We start from the raw sequence: 18,768 nt of genomic DNA on the forward strand, positions 1-18,768 counted from the left end.
GCATTCGCGCACCCGCGTCGGCAACTCCGGCCGGGTCTGGTACTCCGGGGCGCCGGAGGTCACCAACTTCGACGACGCGGCGTAGGGGTTAGCGTGGCTCCCGTGAAAGATCAGCGCACATTGCTGTTGATGCGCCACGCGAAATCCGACTACCCGCCCGGGGTCGCCGACCACGAGCGGCCGCTGGCGCCCCGCGGCGTCAAGCAAGCGGGACTCGCCGGCGATTGGCTGCGCGCCAACGCTCCAGCCATCGACGCCGTGCTGTGTTCCACCGCAACCCGTACGCGGCAGACGTTGGCCAACGCACGAATCGACGCGCCGGTGCGCTACAGCGAGCGGCTTTACGGCGCCACGCCCGGCATCATGATCGAAGAAATCAACACGGTCGGCGGCGAAGTCGAGACACTGCTGGTCGTCGGTCACGAGCCGACGATGTCGGACCTGGCTCTCGGCCTGGCCGGCAGTGGCACCGACTCGGCTGCCGCCGAACGGATCTCGGCCAAGTTCCCGACGTCGGCAATCGCGGTGCTGACCGTGCCGTTCGGGTGGAAGGACCTCGAACTCGGCCGCGCTGCGCTGATCGGCTTCGAAATCCCGCGCTGACCTACGAGTTCGTGGCCAGCGTCAGCTCCATCAGCTTGAGCGCCTGACCGCAGGCGTCGATGCCCGGCGCCTGGGGATTGACCCACCACCCGACCACGCCCGCGGCGTCGCTGGCCACTCCGCACGCGCCGTTCGGGTCATCCGGGCGCATCACGATCGAATCGATCCCGGCAATATTGCGGGACTCGACCTTGTACTTCAGGAAGTCGGCGACCTTGCGCTCGTTGCTGAGGCTGCCCTGCTCGAACCAGAACCTGGTGATGTCGATGAGCCCGGCGGGGTTGGCCGCCTGCCACCGGCAGATCGCGCCGACGAACGTGCTCTGGATGTCGAGCGGGTCGGCACCCACCGTCTTGGCGAGGATGTCGCTGGTGAGCACCTCACACTCCTTGAGCAGGTTCGGATACTGCTGCTGGGAGTTGTTGTTGCGGGTCGGGCCGCCCGCCTTGACGGCGTTGCCGGCGACGGATCTCGAACAACCCGTGATCACCACCAGGGCGGAAACCAAGATGGCTACGACTACGCGAACGCTTCTTGTGGTCATTTCGAGTTCGCAATCGACTGACGCGCCAGTTCCTTGGCGATATCGCACGGCGGCGGGAAGGGCTTTTGGCTGAAGCTGATCGACCATTCGAAGAAGTCGTCCTGGAATTGGATGCCCACCTCGCAGAGCGAGTCCCCCAAATTCGGCTCGTTGCCGATGGCGATGAACCCGCTGTGTCCGTTGATGTTGATGTCGTCGACGCTGGCGCGCGACAACTCCTCGGTCTTGCGTTCACGTCCGATCGGGCTGCCGCGATACCAGGAGAAGGAGAAGTGCGGGCCAAGGATGCCGCCGCCCGCCAGCCATTGGCAGCCGACCGAGTTCCGGGCGGTGTTGATCAGGCCCGTCACCTTCGTCAGCTCCGCCACGGTCTGATCGGTGATGCCCCCACACTGGGGGAACATCGGGCCGTGGTGGCCCTCTGCGTTCCCCGGCGCCGACGAGGACGTCGCACCTGGCTTATTGCTGCCCGAGTCGGAGCACGCAGCCACCGTGAGCACCAGGATCATCAAGGCTGACGCCGCAGCGATGAGCGCCCTCGCGTTACGCCGCACCGCTACCCTGCTCTTGCTCAGCCTGCTCCCGGTCCACACGATGCACTGTAGCGGCAGCTCAGCGGGTCAACCACCGACGCGCCTGAGCAGGCGTTTCAGTTACACCGCCAGACGCGCCGTGTGCGACAGTTACGAAATGCTCCTGGCACTGCTGCGCCAGTACATCCGGCCGTACCGGCGGCTGGTCGCGGTGCTGATGGTGCTTCAGGGCGTCAGCACCCTGGCGTCGCTATACCTGCCGACGGTCAACGCCGCGATCATCGACGAGGGCGTGGCCAAGGGCGACCCGTCCACGATCGTCAGGCTCGGCATGGTCATGCTCTCGGTCACCGGGCTGCAGGTGTTGTGCGCGGTCGGGGCGGTCTACTTCGGGTCGCGAACCGGGATGGGCTTCGGTCGCGACCTGCGCGCGGCGATGTTCGAACACATCACGACCTTCTCCGAGCATGAGACCGCCCGCTTCGGCGCGCCCACGCTGTTGACGCGGAGCACCAACGATGTCCGCCAGATCCAATACCTGGTTCAGATATCGAGCACCGTCCTGGTCACCGCGCCCATCATGTGCGTGGGCGGAATCCTGATGGCCATCCGCCAGGAGGCCGCGCTGACCTGGCTACTGCTGGTCAGCGTTCCCATCATGGCGTTGACCAACTACTGGGTGATGGCACACATGCTGCCCCTCTTCCGCAGGATGCAGGGCCTGATCGACGGCATCAACCGGGTGATGCGCGACCAGCTGTCCGGCATCCGCGTCGTGCGGGCGTTCGCCCGCGAACGCTATGAGCGCGACCGGTTCGCCCGCGCCAACGCCGCGCTGTCGCACACCGCGCTGACCGCCGGGAACTGGCAGGCGGTGATGCTGCCGGTGACCACGCTGACCGTCAACGTGTCCAGCGTCGCGCTGATCTGGTTCGGCGGGCTGCGCATCGATCGTGGCCAGATGCAGGTCGGTTCGCTGACCGCCTTCCTGGCCTACTTCACCCAGATCCTCATGGCGGTGCTGATGGCCACGATGACGCTGGTGGTGCTGCCGCGAGCATCCGTGTGCGCCGAACGGATCACCGAAGTGCTCTCCACCCAGGCCGCGGTGACCGATCCGCTGCGCCCGGTGTTCCCCCCCGGCGGCATCACCGGGGTGGTGCGTCTCGACGGCGCCACCTTCACCTATCCGGGCGCCGATCGCCCCGTGCTGCAGGACGTTTCGTTGACCGCACGTCCCGGCACCACCACGGCCATCGTCGGCAGCACCGGGTCGGGGAAGTCGACGCTGGTGTCGTTGATCTGCCGGCTCTACGACGTGACCGGCGGCGCCGTCCTGGTCGACGACATCGACGTCCGCGACTACCACACCGAGCGACTGTGGTCCGCGATCGGGCTGGTTCCCCAGCGCGGCTATCTATTCTCCGGCACCGTCGCGGACAATCTCCGCTACGGCAAGGCTGACGCGACCGACGACGAAATGTGGGAGGCGTTGCGGGTCGCCGACGCCGACGGATTCGTGCGCGCACACGACGACGGGCTCCGCATGCGGGTGGCCCAGGGCGGGATCAACTTCTCTGGCGGTCAGCGGCAACGACTGGCGATCGCCCGGGCGGTCATCCGCCACCCCGCCATCTACCTGTTCGACGACTCGTTCGGCGCGCTCGACGTGCACACCGACGCGCGGGTCCGCGCATCGCTGAAACCGGTAGCGGCCGCGGCCACCGTCATCGTTGTCACCCAACGCGTTTCGACCGCCGCCGAGGCCGACCAGGTGATCGTCGTCGACGGCGGGAAACTGGTGGGCAGCGGCACGCACGACTCGCTGCTCACCGACTGCCCCGCCTACGCGGAATTCGCCGACTCGCAGTCGGTGAGCGCGGTGCGCTCCGGCCAGGCCGCCGGAGGCGCGTCATGACGGCGCCGGCCACCCGCGGCTTGGCCCCGGCCCCCGCCGGGCGGTCCCGCGACTTCTGGGCGTCTGCCACCCGGCTGATGAAAAGGCTTGCCCCACAACGCCGACTCAGCGTCGCGGTGATCGGCCTCGGCATCACCGGGACGGTGATCGGGGTCATCGTCCCGCGCATCCTCGGGCACGCCACCGACCTACTGTTCAACGGCGTCATCGGGCGACAGCTCCCCGCGGGCATCACCAAGGCGCAGGCCGTCGAGGCGGCCCGCGCGCGGGGCGAAGGCACCTTCGCCGACCTGCTGTCGGGAATGAGCGTGGTCCCGGGCAAGGGCGTGGACTTCGGCGCGGTGGCACGAACGCTGGCGCTGGCGTTGGGCCTGTATCTGGTTTCGGCGCTGCTGATTTGGGCCCAGGCGCGGCTGCTCAACGTCACCGTGCAGCGCACGATGGTCGCGCTGCGTTCGGACGTCGAGGACAAAATCCACCGGCTGCCGCTGTCCTACTTCGATGGGCGCCAACGCGGTGAGCTGTTGAGCCGGGTGACCAACGATATCGACAACGTGCAGTCGTCGCTGTCGATGACCATCAGCCAGCTGGTGACGTCGATCCTGACCGTGGTGGCGGTGCTGGCGATGATGGTGTCCATCTCGCCGCTGCTCGCCGTGATCACCGTGGTGACGGTGCCGCTGACCCTGCTGGCGACACGCGCGATCGCGCGGCGCGCACAACGCCTGTTCGTGGCGCAGTGGACGAGCATCGGTCGCCTCAACGCCCACATCGAGGAGACCTACAGCGGCTTCACAGTGGTCAAGACGTTCGGCCACCGGGCCGCGGCGCGCGAACACTTTCGCGACGGCAACGACGACGTCTATCGGGCGAGTTTCGGCGCGCAGTTCTTCTCGGGCCTCGTGGCGCCCGCGACGGGGTTCATCGGCAACCTCGGCTACGTGGCCGTCGCCGTGGTGGGCGGCCTGCAGGTGGCAACCGGCCACATCACCCTCGGCGGCATCCAGGCCTTCATCCAATACGTCCGGCAGTTCAATGCCCCGCTCGGCCAGGTGGCCGGGATGTACAACACCCTGCAGTCCGGGGTGGCCAGCGCCGAGCGAGTGTTCGATCTGCTCGACGAGCCCGAAGAGCCCCCGGACACCGAGGCCGCCCTGCCGCGGCCCGACGGAGGCCCGGCCGGGCGTGTCGAGTTTGAGCACGTCAGCTTCGGTTATCGCCCGGACGCCCCGGTAATCCACGACCTGTCGATGGTGGCCGAGCCGGGAACCACGGTGGCGATCGTCGGGCCGACCGGGGCCGGCAAGACCACCCTGGTGAACCTGCTGATGCGGTTCTACGACGTCGATTCCGGCCGGATCCTGGTCGACGGCATCGACATCACGACCGTGAGCAGGCAGTCACTGCGGTCGCGGATCGGCATGGTGCTGCAAGACACCTGGCTCTTCGACGGGACGATCGCGGAGAACATCGCCTACGGGCGGCCCGACGCCAGCGCTGACGAGGTGGTGCAAGCGGCCAAGGCGGCCTACGTCGACCGGTTTGTGCACACCCTGCCGGCCGGCTACCAGACGCGGGTCAGCGGCGGCGGCGGCAACATCAGCGCCGGCGAGAAGCAGCTCATCACCATCGCGCGCGCATTCCTCGCCCGGCCCCGGCTGTTGATCCTCGACGAGGCGACCAGTTCGGTCGACACCCGAACCGAGGCGCTCATCGCCCGCGCCATGTCGGAGCTCCGTCGCGACCGCACGAGTTTCATTATCGCGCACCGGCTTTCGACGGTCCGGGACGCAGACCGCATCGTCGTGGTCGAGGCCGGCCGGATCGTCGAACAGGGCAGTCACGCCGAGTTGTTGGCCAAGCGGGGCGCCTACTACGCCATGACGAGGGCATAGCCACAATGGCAAGCACAATGGGCCGGAGGGACCGACAGTCGATGGTGGACAAACGTCTCGAACTCGGTCTGCTCGGACCGTTGGAGATGAGCGTTGACGGCACCCCGGTGGCCCTGGGCACCCCCAAACAGCGAGCGGTGCTGGCCATGCTCCTGATGAACCGCAACAGCCCGGTCGGGGTCGACCGGCTCATCACCGCCCTGTGGGACGACGCGCCCCCGTCGGGGGCACGGGCCAGCATCCACTCCTATGTGTCCAACCTCCGCAAGTTGCTCGGCACCGCCGGCGTCGACCCCCGAGCGGTGCTGGCCGCAGCGCCGCCTGGTTACCGGCTCACCATCGCCGAAAACGCTTGCGATCTCGGCCGATTCATTGCCGAGAAGACCGCGGGCGTGCATGCGGCCGCCAAGGGCGAATTCGAAGAGGCCAGCCAGCACCTGACGGCCGCTTTGGCGCAATGGCGCGGGCCGGTGCTCGAGGACCTGCGCGAGTTCGGGTTCGTCGACACTTTCGCGACTTCCCTTGTCGAGGAGAGACTTCAGGTCCACGGCGCGAAGGCGGAGGCCGAAATCGCCTGCGGGCGCGCGTCCGCCGTGATCACGGAGCTGGAGGCGTTGACCGCCGAGCACCCCTACCGGGAACCGCTATGGGCCCAGCTGATCACGGCCTACTACCTCACGGACCGCCAATCCGACGCGCTGGCCGCCTACCGCCGGGTCAAGACCACGCTCGCCGACGAGCTGGGGATCGACCCGGGGCCGACGCTGCGGTCGCTCAACGAGCGGATACTGCGGCAGGAACCGCTGGACGTGAAGCGAAGCGCCAAGACCGCCGCCGTCGACACCGTCACGGTCCTCGAACAGCACACCATGGCGTCCGGGCAGCGGGCCATCGCCTACCTGCACGAGGCTGCGGGTCGCAGCTACGCGCTGCGAGAGGCGGCGACCCGGATCGGGCGGCTCGGCGACAACGACATCGTCCTCGACAACCCCAAAGTCAGCCGCCACCATGCCGTCATCGTCGACACGGGCACCAGCTTCATCATCAACGACCTCCGATCGTCCAACGGGGTCCACGTGCAACACGAGCGAATCCGCTCCGTTGCCACGCTGCGCAACGGCGATCACGTCCGCATTTGCGACTACGAATTCACGTTTCAGATCACGGTGGACGGCGAGGGTTAGCGACACCCGTCCGCGCGGTCAAATCGGGTGATTGTCATGCGTCGGGCCGGGTGGGAGCTTACCGTCATGGTTGCTGGGTCAGGGGATTGCGGCTGCCCGGTGCGCCCGGTGATCGTCGGGTGCCGGTGGTGTGGCGGCTGGGTGTGAAGGATCGGCGATGAGCGATGAGCAGGCCTCGCGGGTGGGTTCGGATTTTGGGCCTTATCACCTAAAGCGGCTGCTGGGACGCGGTGGAATGGGCGAAGTTTACGAGGCCGAGCACACCGTCAAGGAATGGACGGTGGCGGTCAAGCTGCTCTCGGAGGCCTTCAGCAAGGACCCGGTGTTTCGGGAGCGGATGAAACGCGAAGCCCGCACCGCCGGTCGTTTGCAGGAGCCGCACGTGGTGCCCATCCACGACTACGGCGAGATCGATGGCCAGATGTTCTTGGAGATGCGCCTGATCGAGGGCACCGATTTGGACGGTGTGCTCAAACGCTTCGGCCCGCTCTCCCCTCCGCGGGCGGTGGCCATCCTCACCCAGATCGCCTCGGCGCTGGATGCCGCCCACGCCGCCGGGGTCATGCACCGCGACGTCAAACCGCAAAACATCCTCATCACCCGCGACGACTTCGCCTATCTGGTCGACTTCGGGATCGCCAGCGCCACCACCGACGAAAAGCTGACCCAACTGGGCACCGCCGTCGGGACGTGGAAATACATGGCGCCGGAACGGTTTTCCAACGCCGAAGTCACCTACCGCGCCGACATCTACGCGCTGGCCTGCGTGCTCTACGAATGCCTCACCGGATCCCCGCCGTACACCTCGAGCAGCGCGGGCGCGCTGGTCACCGCCCACACCATGGACCCGATCCCCCAGCCCAGCGCGCTGCGGCCGGGCATTCCCAAGGGCTTCGACGCGGTGATCAGGCGCGGCATGGCCAAAAAGCCCGAGGACCGCTACGCCAGCGCCGGCGACCTCGCGCTGGCCGCCCACGACGCGCTCAGCGACCCCGACCAGGACCACGCCGCCACCATCCTGCGCCGCAGTCAGCAAGCCACCCTGCCGGGCACCGTCATCGCCCCTCCCCCCACACCGCCGCCGGCACCGGAGTCGCAGACACCCAACCCCCCGCTCGGCTCGACTCCGATACCCGCGCAAAGCGTCCCCACCTGGCGGCCCGACAGCGGCCCCATCCCGGCCACCGCCCAACCCCCGGCCACGCCGCCCTATTACCAAGCCGGCGCCAATTGGGGCGGCCCTCCACCGCAATTCGGCGGACCGGGGTGGAACCAGTCCCCACCCAAACGACGGAACCCCTGGCCCATCATCGCCGCCGTCGCCGCGTTGGTGGTTGTCGTTGCGCTCGCCGCTGTCGGCGTCGTCGTGGTCATGGGAGGCGACGACGGTAACCCGCAGGCGAACCGCACCTCGACCACGTCGAGCACCACCAGGCCCGTCAGCGCCACGACAACCACCCGGGCCGGCAACCCGCAGAGCAAGCTGCTCGGCATGCTGCCCGCCGGGTATCCCGGCGGCGCTTGCACGCCCGCGACCCCCAAGTCGAACAGCATCTGGGTGAATGCCCTGGCCATGGTCGACTGCGATCAGAACACCAATCAGGGTGGGCCGTCTCGAGCCGTCTATGGACTGTTCGCCGATGAGGACGTGCTGAAGAAGGCGTTCGACGACGACGTGGCCGCCGTACAACTGACGAATTGCCCGGGAGCCGGGCAATCACCGGATGGCTGGCACCACGACAGCACCCCGACGGTGACCGCCGGCACGATCGCGTGCGGAACCTACGAGAACCACCCGAACGTCATCTGGACCAACGAAGCCAAACTCATGCTCTGCGATGTCTACGGGGATCCGCCCGCCCTCGAGGACCTGCACACGTGGTGGACCAACTACGGCGGCTGAGATCCGGTCAAACCCCAACCGCAGCACGGTTTTTCGGCTCGCCGTAGCCGGGGCACGGGCCTACGACTGAAGGTCCGGGCCCTCCGCGCGCAAGTCGTCGACCGCCGACATGGCGCTGCGCAACTTGGCCAGCCATTCCTCGGCGTGTTCACCGACCAGCTTGACCGACCACGCCAGTGCGTCGGCGCGAGACCGGGCGACGCCGGCATCCACCAGCGTGTCGAGCACCTGCCGCTCGGGTTGCTTCAAGCGCGTCATCACCGGAACCGCGATGTGAGTGAACAGGATTCGTTCTGTGCCGGATTTGGAACCGACCTCGACGCCCCAGGACACCTTGCGCCCGTAGCGATCTTGCGCTTCGTCGGCGATGTGCATTCGCTCCGAACGGGTTTCCTCGCGGAACCGGGACGCTCGTCCTTCCGCGCGGGCCTCGGTCTCCTCGTTCTCCGCGCCCTGCGGTTCCGGCAGCCGCCCGATGACGGTGATTTCCTCGCGGTCGACGATGACCGTCGGGTCGCCGTCGAACCAGCTTTCGGGCAGGCGCCCGGCGAACCATTCCGCGGCGTCGCTGGCGTCGGGTTGCTGGGCTTGCTGCCAGCCGCCGGGGCGGCCGTAGCGCCGGCCGTGCGTGTGATGCGATTTCATAATTACATGATTACACCGTTATATGCGTTATGGAACAGCGTTCACCGGCGGCGAACGCCGCCGGGCGACGGCACGCGCGTGGTGGCGCCGGACCCGCGAACGGCCGCCCGCCGAAAAGGTGTGTTTAAGTGCGCAGAACCCGTTGATATGACCTGTGTCACGTTGTATTTTTGGTAGCGAAGCAGGCCCGGAAACGACCAATTCAAAGCGCCGGAAGTCAGGGTAGAAGACCGGCCGCGTAGGACCCGCGCATGACGGAGCCCAACGCCCCCAGAGTCGTCCGGGCCTGCCCATGTCGTGCGGGTGTCCCGTTCAGTCCGCGCCGTCGCCCCGGCGAATACGGAAGAGCTTGACCTCGTTCTTGATGCCCTTGAGGCGGCGCGCACCCGCGAACGACCCGTTGAACTCGCCGGTGTTCGCAACGGTCTCCCAAGCCGAATCCGCCGCCAGCACGGTGCCCGGACGCGCCACACCGGTGACCCGGCTGGCGACGTTGACCGGGCTGCCGAACCAGTCCCCCGCCCGGCTCACCGCCATGCCGGAGGCCACGCCCGCCCGCAGCCGTGGGAAGTCGTTGTCGGTGTCCACGGCCTCCACCAGTTTCACCACCACGTCGAGCATGGGCACCGGGTCGGGGCAGACGAACATCACCGCATCGCCGATCGTCTTGATGAACCGCACCGGCGGGACGGTGATGTCTCGCGCCAGGACCGCCAGCCGGTTGGCCAGATGCCCCAGCTCCTCTGCCGACACCGCTTCACCGATCCGGGTGAAGCCGACGAGGTCGGCGAAGGCGACGGTGATCTGGCGGGCACCCGGCAGGGGCTTGCCGGCGGCGCGCTCGGCCGCGTTGACCGCTTCGGTCTCCATCATGTGACGCAGCTGCATGAACAACATGTGCTGGATCATCGGCCCGAGCTCGGGCGCGATTTCGCCCACCAAAGCCTTTGACGCCTTGGCGATTTCGAGCTCGGTGGCGCCGGGCCGCATGATCGCCGAAAGCGCGGTGTAACGCATGACCTCGGCGGCGCGCGAGAGGCCTTCGGCGAGCACCCGGACCACCAGCACCACTTGCTCGGGGTCCAGGCCGAGCTCGACGAAACGCTGGGCGTAGGCGGCGGCTTCGCCGTCGGCGCGCATGTGCACGACGGCGTCGGGATCCTCCACCCGGGCCAGGCCGATCGCGCGCTGCACCCGCTGCAAGAGATCCAGGTCGATGCCGTGGGTCTCGCTGATCTCTCGGGCGGACACGTAGGTGCCGTCGTCACCGATGAGGTGGCGGGTGGCCAGCAACAGCGGCGGGTTCGTGGTCCTGATCTCGTCGGGGGTGATGCCCTGCTCGAGCAGCCACTCGACCAGCTCCGCCCGCTCAGCGCGGGCGCTGCCCTCGAGTCCGTCGAGCGGGTCGCCGTCCACGTCGCCAACGTACAACGCGCGTCGATCGCGAGCGCGGCGAAGCCGGGCGAAGCGGGTCGGCGCCAACAAACCCCGTCGATCGCGAGCGCGGCGAAGCCGGGCGAAGCGGGTCGGCGCCAACAAACCCCGTCGATCGCGAGCGCGGCGCAGCCGGGCGAAGCGGGTCGGCGCCAAACAGACCCCGTCGCGCGATGATGTGAAGTGATGAGCGCGCTGCTAATGCGGGGATTTCCACCGGTCGTCGACGAGAACGCCCGGGTACTGATACTGGGTTCGTTTCCGAGTGCCCAATCCCTGGCGGTAGGCCAGTACTACGGGAATCCGCGAAATGCGTTCTGGGCCATCACCGGCGAGCTGTTCGGGTTCGACGCGGCGGCGCCGTACGAAAAGCGGTTGGCCGCCCTGCAATCGGCGGGCGTGGCCCTCTGGGACGTGGTGCGCGCCTGCCGCCGCGCCGGCAGCGCGGACTCGGCAATCGAACCCAAGAGCGTGGTGGTCAACGAATTCGGCGCACTGTTCGCGCGATACCCCGCCATCACCCGGGTGTACTTCAACGGCGCCAAGGCCGCCGCGCTGTACCGCAGGCCGGCCGAGGCCGATGAGCGGATCGACTACCGGCGATTGCCGTCGACGAGCCCGGCCCACGCCGTCCGAGCGGGCGTCAAGCTCGCCGCCTGGCGCGAAATTCTTCGTTCATGACACGGGCGGTCGCCGATGCGCCCACGGCCTGGCGGACTCGATCTGTGCGGCCAGCGACAACAACGTCGCTTCCGCGAACGGCCTGCCCACCAGCTGCACGGCGATCGGCAGGCCGTCGCCGTCGAAGTCCCACGGGACGGCCGCGGCGGGTTGCCCGGTCAGGTTCCACACCTGCTGGTAGGGCACGCGCTGCGCCACCGCCAGCAGCGTCCACACCGCGCCGCGGCGTTGGTAGGCCCCGATGCGGGACGGTCCCGTGGCGTTGCCCGGCGTGACGACGACGTCGACGTCGTCGAAGATCGACTGGATCCGGGCGCTCGCCGCCGCCTCGGCCTCGCGCAGGGCGACCATCCTGCGATCGGAAAACAGCGAACCGGCGCGCGCCAGGTTGCGGGTGCGCGCTTCCAGGCGTTCGGGATGCGCCAGTGCGTCGGCGTCGTCGCTGATACCCCGCAGGTAGCGGGGAAGGTAGTTGGTCATGATGGCCGACGGTGGATAGTCGGGGTCGGCGCGGATGACGTCATGACCCAGATCGCGCAGCAACGCGCCGGCCTGTTCGACCGCCGTGAGCTGCTCCTTGCCGATCCTGACGGGCAGCGGCGTGGGAACCTTCGTGCTCAAAGCGATGCGCAGCCGACCGGGGTTACGCGCCGCCGCGGCCGCGAACTCGCCCTCAGGACCCGGCACGGTAGAAGTCGCATCGAGGAACAGCGCGGCGTCCAGCACCGACCGGGCCAGCGGGCCGTTGACGCTGAGCCCGTGCCAGGCGTCGTCGTGCGGCTCCAACGACACCCGGTCCCGTTGGGGCTTGAGACCGAACAGGCCACACCAGATCGCCGGGATGCGAATCGAACCACCACCGTCGGATCCCAGCGCCAGCGGGGCCAGGCCGGCGGCCACCGCCGCCGCGCTGCCGCCACTGCTGCCGCCCGGCGTGCGGGTGAGGTTCCAGGGGTTGCGCGTCGCCCCGAAGGCCAGCGACTCGGTGTAGGGAAACATCATCAGCTCGGGCACGTTGGTTTTGCCGAGGATGACGGCGCCGGCGGCGCGGAGCCGGCGGACCACCTCGGCATCGGAGTTCGCCGCGGGCCGGTGCCCGCCACTGCCGTACGTCGTCACCTCACCGGCGACGTCGACGTCGTCTTTGATCGCGATCGGCACCCCGAGCAGCGGCAGCCGCTCACCCGCGTCCAGGCGGTCCTGCGCGACGGCCGCCTCATAGCGCGCGCTGTCGGCCAACACCACGCGGTAGCAGCGCAACTGGCTGTCGAGCCGCGCGATCCGCTCCAGATAAATCTCGAGCAGCTCGGGCGCGGTCAGCTCACCATCGGCCAGCATGCGGGCCTGAGTGGCCGCGCCGGCATAAGCCACATCGCGGGCCGCGTCGCGAGCGTCCACTGCGGCAGCGTATCCCCCGGCCAGTACCGTGGGCGACATGTCCTGCGTGTTCTGTGCGATTGTCGCCGGAGAGGCCCCGGCCATCCGGATCTGTGAAGACGACGACTATCTGGCCATCCTTGACATCCGCCCGTTCACCCGAGGCCACACCCTCGTCATCCCCAAACGCCACACCGTGGATCTCACCGACACCCCGCCCGAGACGCTGGCCGGGATGATCACGATCGGCCAGCGGATCGCCCGTGCCGCCCGCGCAACCGAATTGGCCGACGCGACGAACATCGCCATCAACGACGGCGGCGCCGCCTTCCAGACGGTGTTCCACATTCACCTGCACGTGCTGCCCCGGCGCAACGGCGACAAGCTGTCGGTCGCCAAAGGGATGCTGCTGAGGCGCGATCCCGACCGGGACGCCACCGCGCAGATCCTGCGTTCGGCACTGGCCCGCATCGACGCCAGCCAGTAATACTGGGCTGATGGCATTTCCGCCCTGGGTCGAGCAGCGTCTACTGCCGCCGATGTTGCGCCTGCACGACACTGTGTATCGCAAGACGAATGGCTGGATCGGTCATCGCTTCCTGCTGATCCCCAGCCTGCTGCTGCATACCGTCGGCGCCAAGACGGGCCAACCGCGTACCGCCGCGCTCACCTATGCGCGCGACGGCGATGACTACCTGGTGGTCGCTTCCAAGGGCGGCGATCCCCGCGCGCCCGGCTGGTACCACAACCTGCGGAAGAATCCGAACGTGGAAATCAATGTCGGCCCAAGGCGTTTTGCGGTCACCGCCCGCCCCGTGCTACCGGATGACGCCGATTACCCGCGGCTATGGCAGATCGTCAACAAGAACAACGGCGACCGCTACACGGCGTACCAGAAGAAGACGTCGCGGCCGATTCCGGTCGTGGTCCTCACGCGGCGTTGACCTTGAACCTGGTGGGGAGGTTTATTCTCCACTAGCGCACGGTGAACTCTCAGGCTGCTCACCGCACGGCGCGGGATGAGCTGGAGTGGGTATGAAGCCCTGGGCGGGAAATCCTTGGCGGCGCTTCCGGCTGCCCCCGCACCTCGGTTGGCTCGTCCTCGGTGCCTACGGTTCGGCGGCAGCGCTGGTGGTCGCATCCTCGATCGGTAACTGGAGGGGCGTCTACGCGACGCGGCCGGTCGACGAAATCGCTCTGGCGGCATGCCTGCTGTTCGGGGCGGGCTGTGCCTGCTACGCGGCCCGTGCCGTGAGCGGTCGGCACCGGGCCGGGTGGCTGGCGATGGTGACGGCCCAGCTGGGCTGGGCGGCCGGCGAGGTCGTCTGGGCCGTGTACGACGTGCGTCCGGAGCTGGCCCACGCCACGCATCCAGCCGCCGCCGAGATCGTGCTGTTGCTCTGGCCGTTCGGCGCCTTCACGTCGTTGGTGCTGTTGTCGCGCTTCTCCCGGCACAGCCCGCGGCGACTGGTGCTGGACGGCCTCATCGTGGCGACGTCGCTGTTCGTGGTGTCGTGGGTCTTCGTCCTCGAGAAACAACTGCGCGAGGACAGCGGTTCGCGGGCGACGACGATCGCCGAAGTCTTCAACGACGTCCTCCTGCTGACGACCTCGATCCTGATGCTGTCCCGGGTCCGTCGCGGCGACCCGCCGAGCCGCAACCTGCTGGCCGGGGGCGTGACGGCGATCAGCATCGCCGACATCGCGATGGTGTTCAAGAGCGGGATCGGCAGCTATCAGGTGAGCGATCTCGTGGATCTGGGCAGAGTTGCCGGGCTGGGCATGATCGCGCTCGCCGCGCTGTCCAGCGTCCACGAGGTGCCGGTGCCGGGGTCGCGTGACGACGAGATACGGTCGCGCACCCGGCTGTGGTTGCCCTACTTGCCGCTGCTGGTGGCCGCCGCGGTCGGGCTGACCCGCGCGATCAGGTTGATGGCGCGCGGGCCTCTGCTGATCGCGCTGGGGATCCTGGTGGCCGCGGTGCTCGTCCGGCAGTTCGTCATGCTGATGGAGAACCAGAGGTTATTGTCCGAGGTGGCGCGGGAAGCGTTCCGTGACAGCCTGACGGGACTGGCCAATCGGGCCTACTTCCTCGATCGGCTCGAGCAGGCCGTCGCCCGGCAAAGCTGCGACATCGCGCCCATCGCCGTGTTATGCCTCGACCTCGACGACTTCAAATCGGTCAACGACGCCCTGGGCCACCCCGCCGGTGACGAACTGCTGGTCCGGGTCGCCGGGCGACTCACCGCCGCCCTGGGCGACAAGTGCGTCACCGCTCGCCTCGGTGGTGACGAATTCGCCGTCCTCCTCGAGGGCCCCATCGAAGAGTCGCATGCGGCGGCGCAACGAGTCCTGGAGGCGTTCAACGCCCCGATCGTGGTCGACGGCGTTCCCATAGCGGTCCGGCCGAGTGTCGGCTTCACGGTCGCCACCGCCGCGTCGGACTCCACCGTCGAGCAACTCCTCCGGCACGCCGACTTGGCCATGTACACCGCCAAACACGAAGGCGGCCAATGCGTTCGGAGCTTCGTGCCCGATTTGCCCCTGTCCTATTCCTTCCCGGCAATCGCGCCCGCCGAGCCGGGCATCCCGCCGGCGGAGCCGGCCCAAGCGGCGCCGGTCGTAGTGACCAGCGCCAAGCCGACGCGCAGGCGGGCCGGCGATGTGGGCGTGTCGCGACCCGCGCAGGACGGGGTCGACGGCGTTCGGTGGCCCCCGATGCCGATCCGGATTGCCTTGGCGGTCTTGATCATCGGCGTGGTCTCCTTCACGGCGACCAGCATCGTCTCGCCGAATGCCAGCCACGGCGTCTTCTTCGCCAAATCCCTGTATTCAGCGTTGAACCTGCTTGCGGCCGGGCTGATCGCCGCTCGCGCATACCGCCTCAAAGCTGATCGGCTTGCTTGGTCGCTGATCGCGGCGGGCATGGCGCTCTCGGCGCTCGGCGATGTCGTGTACGCGTTGTGGGTGCCGATCGCGCACTCGCCGTCGGTTGCCGATCCCGAATACCTGGCGTTCTACCCGTTCGTCTATGCGGGGATAGTGCTGCTGATGCGATCGCGCCTCAAGCGGGTACCGATGCCGGTACGCCTCGATTCCCTGGTGTGCGCGTTGGCCGTCGCCGCGCTTGCCGCGGCGCTGCGGGCCGGACCCATGCATGTGGCCGCGGACCGGACACCCGCGACCGTGCTGGTGGGCCTGATCTATCCGTGGGGCGACCTGGTGCTGCTGGCCCTGGCCGTCGGCATGCTGCCAATCCTCGGCTGGCGCAGCGAGTTTCGCTGGGGCTTACTTGTCGCCGGGCTGGTCGGTTTCGCGGTCGCGGACACGGCGTACCTCTTCCAGACGTCCGCGGGCTCATACCGGGTGGGCACCACGCTGGACGCGCTCTGGCCCGCCTCGTCGCTGCTGGTGGCGATGGCCAGCTGGGCCCGGGGGTCGTCGGCGGCACCGGTGACACGGCGCGGGCTCGACTCGTACGCCGTTCCGGTGACGTGCACCGTCGTGGCACTCGGTGTCGCCATTCTGGGGCACGATTCACGGCTCGCATCCACGCTTGCCGCGCTGAGCCTGGTGGCGGTCGCCGCCCGATTCTCGGTGACGTTCCGGGATGTCAGCCTGCTGGCCGAAAGCCACAAACAGGCCATGACCGACAAATTGACCACACTGCCCAATCGGCGGTCGCTGGCAACGGCGCTGACCGCGCTGTCGGCTTCCGACTTGCCGGTGCGAACGTCATCGCGTCGCGCGCTGCTCTTGCTCAATCTGCACAAGCTGCGGGAGATCAACGACTCGGTCGGTCGCCACTTCGGCGATGAGTTGTTGTGGCGGGTCGCAAACCGGCTCGCGCACAACGTGCGTCGCGACGACCTGCTCGCCCGCGTGAGCGACGAAGAATTCGCCATTCTGCTGGGCGAGGGATCGGACCTCCCCGCCGCTCGGACCCAGGCGGGTCGGTTACTCGAGGCCATCAGCATCCCGTTCGAACTGGACGCGATCAGTGTGCAGGTCGACGCCTGCGTCGCCATCGCGCTGTACCCCGATCATTGCGATCACCCGCAGGAGCTGTTGAATCGCGCCGAGGCGGCAATCCCGTACGCCAAGTCCGCCCTCAGCAAGATCGCGGTCTACGAGTCGGGCTTCGAGGTGGATCGCGACCACGATCCCAACCTCATCCGGGAGCTACGCGCCGCGCTGATCGATGGCGACGAGCTCACGGTGCACTACCAGCCGAAGGTCAACGCCAGCGACGGAAGTGTGCACAGCGTCGAGGCCCTGCTGCGCTGGCAGCATCCCGCGCGCGGCTTGCTGTTGCCCGAGGAGTTCCTCCCGGCCGCCGAACGCGCCGGGTTGATGCGCACGTTGGCCAATCGCACCATCAACCTCACCCTCGAACAGATCCGGTTCTGGCGCGATCAGGGCATCGCGCTGACGGTCGCGGTGAACTTGTCGACGGCGAACCTGCTCGACCTGGACCTCGCGGTCACCATCGAACGGCTGCTGCGGAACCACGGACTACCCGCGGACGCGCTGATCATCGAGATCACCGAGAGCGCCCTGGTCGACTCGGAGCGCTCCCGCAACACCGTCGCCGCCCTGCAGCTCCTCGGCGTTCGCATCTCGCTGGACGACTACGGCACCGGGTGGTCGTCGCTGGCCCGTCTCCAGGATGTCTCGGTCGACGAGCTGAAACTGGACAGGAGATTCGTGGCGCGACTGGCGCAGGATCCGCGGTCGGTGGCCATCGTGCAGTCGACCGTGGACTTGGCCCAGAACCTGGGCGCCGACCTGGTCGCCGAGGGGGTGGAGGACGAGGCCACCCTGAGCGCGCTGCGGCGTTACGGCTGCACCATCACCCAGGGGTTCGTGCACAGCCCGCCGTTGCCGGCGGACGAACTGCGGCGCTGGATCACCGGACGGAGTGCAATCGCGGGCCCTGTCGATTCGCAGCGATCGGGTGTGACGGACTGACCGGCCTAGAACAACTCCTTGGCGAGCAGCTCCAGGGTCGCCACCCGCGCCGGCGCGGTGGCCGGGCCGGTGCCGCGGCGGGCCGAGGCCACCGGGTTGACCATCACCTCGTCGACGTCGAACCGTTGGGCGAGTGCCCGTAACTGGTCGGCTGCCTCGGCGGGCGTGCCCAGGACCGCTCGTCGCAACCCGCTCTCCACGATGTGCTGCTGCTGCGGCGTCAGCTCGGCGCCCTGCGCCTCCTCGACGAGCGGCACCGGCCCCAGGGGCTGTCCGGTGCGCAGCTTCGCCATCATCTGCAGGTTGGGCAGCATCAATGCCGTTGCCTCGTCGCGGGTTTCGGCCACCGCCGCGTTCACCGTCAGGAACGTCACCGGCTCGGCGGCCGCGGCGCTGGGCTTGAACCGGGAGCGGTAGAGCTCGACCGCCTCCTCGGTCCCCTGTCCCGAAAAGTGGTGCGCGAACACGTAGGGCAACCCCTTGGCGGCGGCCAAGTGCGCCGAGTACATCGACGAGCCCAGCAGCCACAGGCGGGGCTCACCGGCGGCCGCCGGGGTGGCCTTGAGCCGGTAGTCCCCCGAGCGCAGCGGCACCACCACGCCGCGCGCGCTCATCAGCGCCGCCACGTCGTCGAGGTATTCCGGAAAGTTCTCGATGTCTTCTTCGCCGCGGCCGCCGCGCAGCGCGTAGGCGGTCACCGGGTCTGACCCGGGCGCCCGCCCGATGCCCAGATCGATGCGGCCAGGGGCGGCGGCTTCCAGCAGCGCGAACTGCTCGGCCACCGCCAGCGGCGCGTGGTTGGGCAGCATCACACCGCCCGACCCGAGACGCAGCTGCGACGTTTGTGCGGCCAGGTAGGCGATCAGGACCGGCGGGCTGGTGGCCCCGACGGAGGGCATGTTGTGATGCTCGGCGACCCAGTACCGCGTGAAACCCAGCCGATCCGCGGCCTGCGCCAATTGCACGGTTGCCGCCAGCGCATCGGCGGTCGTCTGATCCGTGCGTACCGGGACGAGATCGAGGACGGAAAGACGCACGTTCGCGTCAACGCCTTTCGGCGTGCGAACGTTCCCTCGGGAG

At 68.3% G+C, this 18,768-nt stretch carries 15 protein-coding genes; 9 read left to right on the top strand and 6 right to left on the bottom strand.

Going from position 1 to position 18,768, the window contains the following annotated elements:
• Positions 1 to 102: 102 nt before the first annotated feature.
• On the top strand, positions 103 to 603 hold the full coding sequence (locus tag A5692_RS13450; RefSeq protein ID WP_102416925.1) for a histidine phosphatase family protein: 501 nt from the start codon (positions 103 to 105) through the stop codon (positions 601 to 603).
• A 1-nt stretch (position 604) separates the two neighbouring features.
• On the opposite strand, the gene A5692_RS13455 is transcribed toward A5692_RS13450, so the two are convergent.
• A complete protein-coding gene (locus A5692_RS13455; protein WP_068056746.1) occupies positions 605 to 1,147 on the bottom strand; it encodes a DUF3558 domain-containing protein in 543 nt (180 codons plus the stop codon).
• Positions 1,144 to 1,656 carry a DUF3558 domain-containing protein gene (locus A5692_RS13460; protein ID WP_369830292.1) on the bottom strand — a complete coding sequence of 171 codons (513 nt, stop codon included), beginning with the start codon at positions 1,654 to 1,656 and terminating at the stop codon, positions 1,144 to 1,146. Before A5692_RS13460 ends, A5692_RS13455 begins: the two co-directional genes overlap by 4 nt.
• Positions 1,657 to 1,837: 181 nt before the next feature.
• On the opposite strand from A5692_RS13460, the gene A5692_RS13465 reads away from it, so the two are divergent.
• The 4 genes from A5692_RS13465 (at position 1,838) to A5692_RS13480 (ending at position 8,580) form a co-directional block, all read left to right on the top strand.
• Positions 1,838 to 3,598, top strand: a complete 1,761-nt coding sequence (locus A5692_RS13465; protein ID WP_068056786.1) for an ABC transporter ATP-binding protein — start codon at positions 1,838 to 1,840, stop codon at positions 3,596 to 3,598.
• Positions 3,595 to 5,493 carry an ABC transporter ATP-binding protein gene (locus tag A5692_RS13470; RefSeq protein ID WP_068056747.1) on the top strand — a complete coding sequence of 633 codons (1,899 nt, stop codon included), beginning with the start codon at positions 3,595 to 3,597 and terminating at the stop codon, positions 5,491 to 5,493. Before A5692_RS13465 ends, A5692_RS13470 begins: the two co-directional genes overlap by 4 nt.
• Before the next feature lie 41 nt (positions 5,494 to 5,534).
• Positions 5,535 to 6,677: a BTAD domain-containing putative transcriptional regulator gene (locus A5692_RS13475; RefSeq protein WP_068056748.1), complete on the top strand. Its 1,143-nt coding sequence runs from the start codon at positions 5,535 to 5,537 to the stop codon at positions 6,675 to 6,677.
• A gap of 157 nt (positions 6,678 to 6,834) precedes the next feature.
• Positions 6,835 to 8,580, top strand: a complete 1,746-nt coding sequence (locus A5692_RS13480; RefSeq protein ID WP_068056750.1) for a serine/threonine-protein kinase — start codon at positions 6,835 to 6,837, stop codon at positions 8,578 to 8,580.
• Between the two features lie 60 nt (positions 8,581 to 8,640).
• On the opposite strand, the gene A5692_RS13485 is transcribed toward A5692_RS13480, so the two are convergent.
• Positions 8,641 to 9,225, bottom strand: coding sequence for a hypothetical protein (locus tag A5692_RS13485; RefSeq protein ID WP_068056752.1), 585 nt, complete (start codon positions 9,223 to 9,225; stop codon positions 8,641 to 8,643).
• Positions 9,226 to 9,537: 312 nt separating this feature from the next.
• On the bottom strand, positions 9,538 to 10,656 hold the full coding sequence (locus A5692_RS13490) for an adenylate cyclase regulatory domain-containing protein (RefSeq protein WP_068056754.1): 1,119 nt from the start codon (positions 10,654 to 10,656) through the stop codon (positions 9,538 to 9,540).
• 189 nt (positions 10,657 to 10,845) lie between these two features.
• On the opposite strand from A5692_RS13490, the gene A5692_RS13495 reads away from it, so the two are divergent.
• Complete coding sequence (locus A5692_RS13495) at positions 10,846 to 11,340, top strand: DNA-deoxyinosine glycosylase (protein WP_068056787.1); 495 nt, start codon at positions 10,846 to 10,848, stop codon at positions 11,338 to 11,340.
• Here the strand turns inward: A5692_RS13495 and A5692_RS13500 are convergent.
• Complete coding sequence (locus tag A5692_RS13500) at positions 11,335 to 12,738, bottom strand: amidase (protein ID WP_255397040.1); 1,404 nt, start codon at positions 12,736 to 12,738, stop codon at positions 11,335 to 11,337. The two genes, A5692_RS13495 and A5692_RS13500, sit on opposite strands and share 6 nt — an antisense overlap.
• A gap of 37 nt (positions 12,739 to 12,775) precedes the next feature.
• Between A5692_RS13500 and A5692_RS13505 the strand changes: the two genes are divergently transcribed.
• The 3 genes from A5692_RS13505 to A5692_RS13515 all read left to right on the top strand — a co-directional run bounded on the left by A5692_RS13505 (position 12,776) and on the right by A5692_RS13515 (position 17,688).
• A complete protein-coding gene (locus tag A5692_RS13505) occupies positions 12,776 to 13,204 on the top strand; it encodes an HIT family protein (protein ID WP_068056789.1) in 429 nt (142 codons plus the stop codon).
• 10 nt (positions 13,205 to 13,214) lie between these two features.
• The gene (locus A5692_RS13510; RefSeq protein ID WP_068056756.1) at positions 13,215 to 13,661 is read left to right on the top strand and encodes a nitroreductase family deazaflavin-dependent oxidoreductase; all 447 of its coding nucleotides are present in this window, start codon (positions 13,215 to 13,217) and stop codon (positions 13,659 to 13,661) included.
• 91 nt (positions 13,662 to 13,752) lie between these two features.
• Positions 13,753 to 17,688, top strand: coding sequence for a bifunctional diguanylate cyclase/phosphodiesterase (locus A5692_RS13515; protein ID WP_082962673.1), 3,936 nt, complete (start codon positions 13,753 to 13,755; stop codon positions 17,686 to 17,688).
• Between the two features lie 5 nt (positions 17,689 to 17,693).
• Here A5692_RS13515 and A5692_RS13520 read toward each other — a convergent pair whose 3' ends face one another.
• Positions 17,694 to 18,725 carry an LLM class flavin-dependent oxidoreductase gene (locus tag A5692_RS13520; RefSeq protein ID WP_068056758.1) on the bottom strand — a complete coding sequence of 344 codons (1,032 nt, stop codon included), beginning with the start codon at positions 18,723 to 18,725 and terminating at the stop codon, positions 17,694 to 17,696.
• Between the last annotated feature and the right edge of the window lie 43 nt (positions 18,726 to 18,768).

Source organism: Mycobacterium sp. E342 (assembly GCF_001667665.1).
Lineage (GTDB): Bacteria > Actinomycetota > Actinomycetes > Mycobacteriales > Mycobacteriaceae > Mycobacterium.